This is a genomic window from Hydrogenovibrio sp. (assembly GCF_049975065.1).
Taxonomy (GTDB): Bacteria; Pseudomonadota; Gammaproteobacteria; order Thiomicrospirales; family Thiomicrospiraceae; genus Hydrogenovibrio.
Genome location: NZ_JBNGDN010000123.1, coordinates 1 through 4,282 on the forward strand (window position 1 = coordinate 1; position 4,282 = coordinate 4,282).

Below are 4,282 nucleotides of genomic sequence, written 5' to 3' on the forward strand. Positions count from 1 at the left end.
ACATTAACTGGGCGGTGAGCGTTCGATCTTGCCATTCCACCACTGTGCTCACGTGAACCCCCGCGCGATTGTGAACCGGCACCATTTTGAGATAAAGCGACAACTCGCCGATTTGCAATGTGCGAAACTGCACCTCTTTGGCATTCAGTTCGAATCCTTGACCATCAATATCAAACAGACTCAACGGCTGGTCGATTAAACGATCCGCTTGAAAGGTTGGAATCGACTCAATAACCTTTGCCGCTCTCTGCTGAAAAAAGTCCTGCAGCTGCTGGTTCAAATACACGATCTTACCCTCGGTATCGACCAACATCATATTCATCCAGGCCTGGTCAACCGCCAATTGTAAGCGCCGAGCACGATCGCTTTCCGAGGCTAAATTGGATCGATAAGCCCCCAAGGCCAAAGCACTGGATTGAATGGCTCCATAGAGTTTACCGGTGTAATTCGGAGCCACCGTTACATTCAACAGCTGCTCACCGCCCGCCATTTTTCGTAGCAAGAACACCGCTTGGCGAATACTGCTGTGCAAAAAATTGCCCATCAGCCAAGCCACCAACAGCATTCCAATCGACACCACCGCCAAAATCATTGGCGTCACCGTCAAGAGCGTATGCGTCAACCACAAGGGAAGCACGCCCAGCAACACAGCCAGCACCAACATTTCACTGCGCGGCCCCAACTTTGTCCAGGGATTTAAGCTTCGCCAGTGAATGCCGCTTTGAACCGTGCCTTGTCGAATCCGTGCCCGACCGGTTTTCAAGGCCTCATAATCTCGCAAGGCCTGCTGCTTTTCCGCATCCGAAACGGGTTCACGCACCGACAAATAACCGATATTGCCGCCTTCAATGTCATAAACGGGCGTCACATTAGCACGCATCCAATAATGGCTGCCATCCTTGCGACGGTTTTTCAACACCTGCGTCCACGGCATACCGGACTGTAACGTCTGCCACATATCCGCAAACACCACTGGCGGCACATCGGGATGGCGCACCAAATTATGCGGCTGCCCAACCAATTCCCCACGCTTAAACCCGCTGATAATCTCAAAACTGTCGTTGCATTCAACAATGGTGCCGCTCAAATCGGTTTTAGACACCAGAGTCAAGCCCTTTGGAATCGGGTACTCTATCGAGTTGACCGGTAGATTTTCTCTCATAAATGACGTCTCATCCTAGAATGCACCTAAGCCACGGGCAAACACACGGCGGCGAAGATTTAATCGATTGCAATAAAATTTTCATATACCTGTAAAAGTCTACCTTGTTATGTCCCATCTCTAAAGGTTTTTTACCATAAAAAGCTCAAAGAATCATACAGATAAGTAGTTTTCACCCGACTCAGAACCAAGCATTTACCGATCACGGGATCTGTAGGCATAAAAAAACCGCCAGGCCTAGCGGTTTATGAAATGAGGGACGTTTGATCGTTATCGCAGTTTCAGAACATCCTGCATATCGAACAATCCGGTAGGCTTATCCTGCAGCCACAAACACGAACGCGCCGCGCCCTTGGCAAAGGTCATGCGACTGGACGCCTTATGAGTAATTTCCACCCGCTCGCCTTCCGTGGCAAACAGCACCGTATGGTCGCCGACAATGTCACCGGCGCGTACGGTCGCAAAGCCAATGGTGTTTGGATCACGCGCGCCGGTGATGCCTTCCCGCCCGTAAACCGCACAGTCTTTCAAATCACGTCCCAAAGTATCGGCCACCACTTCGCCCATGCGCAAAGCGGTGCCGGATGGCGCATCCACCTTATGACGATGATGGCCTTCAATCACTTCAATGTCGTAACCCTCGTTGAGCACTTCCGCCGCTTGTTTGAGCAGCTTCAACACCAAATTCACGCCGACACTGAAATTGGCGGCGAACACGATGGCCATGCGTTCAGCCGCTTCGTGCAAGATTTTCAAGCTCGCCTCATCAAACCCAGTCGTGCCGATGACCATTTTTTTGTTGTGCGCCAAACAGACTTTTACATTGTGCAAGGTCGCGTCTGGGGTGGTGAAATCAATCAACACATCGAAGTCGTCCACCACCAATTCGATTTGATCCACAACCCGAACCCCCAAGCTTCCAACGCCCGCCAATTCACCGGCATCGGCTCCGACCAGAGAAGAACCTGGACGTTCAATCGCCGCCGTCAAGGTCAGACCTTTGGTTTGATGAACCGCATCAATCAAGTTTTTTCCCATGCGCCCGGAAGCGCCGATTACCGCCACTCTCATTCTGCTATTCCTTTTTTAATTCCAAGGTCCATCTTTGTCTTTTTTCTCGTTTTCATCGTCACCAGTAAAAAACGCTTTCACCGAATCGAAAAAACTGTGCGTTTTCGGACTGTGCTGCTTGTGATGCTTGCCTTGCAGGCTCTCATCAAAGGCTCGCAACAAGTCTTTTTGCTCCTCCGTCAGCTTCACCGGTGTTTCAATGTGCACCTGCACCACCATATCGCCCACCTGATGCGAACGCACCGACTTCACGCCTTTGCCCGACAGCTTAAATCGCTGACCGGACTGCGTGCCCGCCGGTATTTTCAAATTGGCCTTACCACTCAAGGTCGGCACGTCCATAGTGCCCCCCAAGGCGGCCGTCACAAAGGACAAGGGCATATCACAATACAAGGTATTGCCGTCACGTTGGAAAATTTTGTGTTCTTTGACGCGAATGCGCACATACAAATCGCCATGCGGCGCGCCCGGCTCACCGGCTTCGCCTTCGCCTTGCAAACGAATGCGGTCGCCATTATCGACCCCCGCCGGAATCTTGACCGACAGCGTTTTATGACTGTGTTTGTAACCTTCGCCACGACAGGCCTTACACGGCGTTTGCACAATTTTACCGGTACCATGACAGTTCGGACAGGTGCGCGACACCGCAAAAAAGCCCTGCTGCACACGCACTTGACCCGCGCCATGGCAGGTTGGACAGGTGTGGACTTCAGTTCCGGGTTCTGCCCCGCTACCGTCACACTTGTCACAGACTTCCTTGGTTGGGATGCGGACATCCACCGTGGTACCGGACACCGCATCTTCCAGCGAGATTTCCAATTCGTATTGCAAGTCATGTCCCGGCTGCGGCCCGCGACGGCCACCAAAGCCGCCGCCAAAAATATCACCGAAAATATCACCGAAATCGGCAAAGCCGCCGCCACCGAACCCGCCTTGCCCCGCGCTGCCGTCCACACCGGCGTGACCAAACTGATCATAGGCCTGACGCTTTTGCGGGTCGGACAGAATTTCATAGGCTTCCGAAGCCTCTTTAAACTTATCTTCCGCTTCCGCGCTGTCCGGATTACGATCCGGATGATAGCGCATCGCCAGTTTGCGATAGGCTTTTTTAATTTCCCCGTCGGAAGCGGTTTTCGACACTTCCAACACTTCGTAATAACATCTTTTGCTCATAATCGTCCGGTATCTTTTTTAATCGATCAACTAGTATTCAAAACCATACGATAAGGTCGAAAACCACCAGGCCTGGTTCGTTCTGGAGTTCAACGCTTTATCCTATCTTTTTGAATGATAATTGAACCGTGGCAGGAATCGAGATTCCCATCTGTGAAACAAGGCATAAAAAAACGGGCCATTCCCTAGGGAACCTCTAATCGAACCCGTTAAAATTCTGCGGGACTTAAAGCTCACTTATTCTAGGCGTGACGCGCCGACCTTAGTCATTTTAAGGTCAAGAGTCACAACAACGAAGAAGAGGGCTTTAAGTCCCGCCCAAAGGGGCTTAGCCAATTTCCCGACTTCGGCGTTATCCTTTTTTGTGTTATCTGGATAGCACTGCAAAAGGATGCCTTGAAGTCGAAAAATTGGCGTTGCCAGAATCCAAACGGATTTGATTAGAGGTTCCCAAAAATGGCCCGCATTATACCGACTTTGGTCTTAAATGAGGCCAGGTTATTCAACCAGACCTTTATTTTTTATCGTCTTTGACTTCTTCAAATTCCGCATCCACGATATCGTCGTCGGCATTGTTGGCACCGCCTTGCTGTTGCGCCCCAGCGTCACCGCCGGGTTGCTGAGCATAGGCTTTTTCAGCCAGCTTTTGACTGGCCGCCGCCAAGGCTTGCGATTTTTCGTCGATGACCGATTTGTCGTCTCCTTTGATGGCTTCCTCCAAATCGGCGATCGCTTTTTCAATCACTTCTTTTTCAGCCGCGTCCACGCCTTCGCCTTGTTCATCCAACAACTTCTTGGTGCCGTGAATCATGGCATCGGCTTGGTTACGCGCTTCCACCAACTCCTTCAGCTTGGCATCTTCCTCCGCATGCGCTT

General features: G+C 51.2%; 4 protein-coding genes. All 4 read right to left on the minus strand.

What is annotated here, in order from left to right:
• On the minus strand, positions 1 to 1,162 hold a 1,162-nt coding region (locus tag ACP5D0_RS10135), incomplete at its 3' end, for a PAS domain-containing protein (RefSeq protein WP_472365674.1).
• A gap of 270 nt (positions 1,163 to 1,432) precedes the next feature.
• On the minus strand, positions 1,433 to 2,233 hold the full coding sequence (dapB, locus tag ACP5D0_RS10140; protein WP_472365675.1) for a 4-hydroxy-tetrahydrodipicolinate reductase: 801 nt from the start codon (positions 2,231 to 2,233) through the stop codon (positions 1,433 to 1,435).
• 15 nt (positions 2,234 to 2,248) lie between these two features.
• Entirely contained in the window at positions 2,249 to 3,406 is a 1,158-nt protein-coding gene (gene dnaJ, locus ACP5D0_RS10145) for a molecular chaperone DnaJ (RefSeq protein ID WP_472365677.1), read from the minus strand.
• A gap of 514 nt (positions 3,407 to 3,920) precedes the next feature.
• A partial coding sequence (locus ACP5D0_RS10150) for an Hsp70 family protein (RefSeq protein WP_472365679.1) occupies positions 3,921 to 4,282 on the minus strand: 362 nt, incomplete at its 5' end.

Excerpts from the sequence above, each read along its gene's own strand:
- dapB (WP_472365675.1), bottom strand. The coding sequence starts at position 2,233 with ATGAGAGTGGCGGTAATCGGCGCTTCCGGGCGCATGGGAAAAAACTTG.
- dnaJ (WP_472365677.1), bottom strand. The coding sequence starts at position 3,406 with ATGAGCAAAAGATGTTATTACGAAGTGTTGGAAGTGTCGAAAACCGCT.